1 protein-coding gene is annotated in these 1103 nt (G+C 57.5%); it reads left to right on the top strand.

Annotated features, from left to right (window positions below):
• Nucleotides 1-201: 201 nt before the first annotated feature.
• Nucleotides 202-1103: MFS transporter (locus tag NW819_RS14425; protein ID WP_414414168.1), on the top strand; the 902-nt coding region annotated here is incomplete at its 3' end.

Genomic DNA, 1103 nt, shown 5'->3' with positions numbered 1-1103 from the left:
GGGACGGAGTCCTTGAAAAGCCCTATAGCCTGCTGCACTCAGAGTTTTAGGTGTGGGTGCAGTGCCCTAGTTTAATTGAAATGACCATACTGGCAATACAGGGATCCCTGAAAATAGACAGGATGGCGGGGAGGGCTAGTCATGATTGAGGCGGGGGCAAGCGTCTTGAGGCGGATGTTGGGCGTCTACGGCAGCTCTAAGATGGGCGTTCTGCTGCTGTTGGGGTTTTCTTCGGGTTTGCCGCTGCTGTTGATCAACACCACCTTGAATGCTTGGCTGACCCAAGCGGGCTTGACCACCATTGCCATCGGCTTGTTTAACCTGCTCAATTTGCCCTACTCCTTCAAGTTCCTGTGGTCGCCTGTTCTGGATCGATTTCTGTTGCCGGCACCGGGATCCCTGCGGGGCAGTCGGCGGCGGGGGTGGATGGCCCTGACCCAGGTGCTGTTGCTGCTCAGCATAGGGCTACTGGGTTTTCAGGATCCGACCCAAACCTGGCTGGAAGCCTTGGGATGGGAAGAGCTGTCCCAGACTTGGCCGGGAATCACGGTTTTCACCCGCCCGATCTTTCTGGTGGGGTTGCTGGTGGCTTTTTTGAGCGCCTCTCAGGACATCGCGGTGGACGCTTACCGTACCGATATCTTGGCGGAGCGGGAGATGGGGGCAGGGGTAGCGATTTTTGTATTCGGCTACCGCATCGCGCTGTTGGTCAGCAGTGGCGTGAGCTTGATCTTGGCGGACTATTTGCCCTGGTGGCAGGTGTACGGGATCATGGCGCTGCTGATGTTGATCGGGTTGATTACCTCGTTTTTGGCCCCTGAGCCGGAAAACAGCGCCCTCAAGCCTACCTCTTTGCGGTCGGCCATCATCGAGCCGTTTCAATCTTTTTGGCGGCACCGCTTGGCCTGGGCGATCCTGCTGTTTGTGGTCTGCTTCAAGTTGCCGGATAGCTTGGCAGGGCAAATGACCCCCACATTTTTGTTGCAGACGGGGTTTAGCACCAGCGATCTGGGCATTATCCGCAGTTGGATAGGCTTGTTGGCCACCTTGGCTGGGGCTTTTGTGGGGGGGGAGTGGGTCAGCCGCATCGGCACCTACCGCTG

Source organism: Synechococcus sp. R8-2, assembly GCF_047461715.1.
In the GTDB taxonomy this organism is placed as follows: domain Bacteria; phylum Cyanobacteriota; class Cyanobacteriia; order Thermostichales; family Thermostichaceae; genus Thermostichus.
This window is presented reverse-complemented; position numbering and strand designations above follow the sequence as displayed.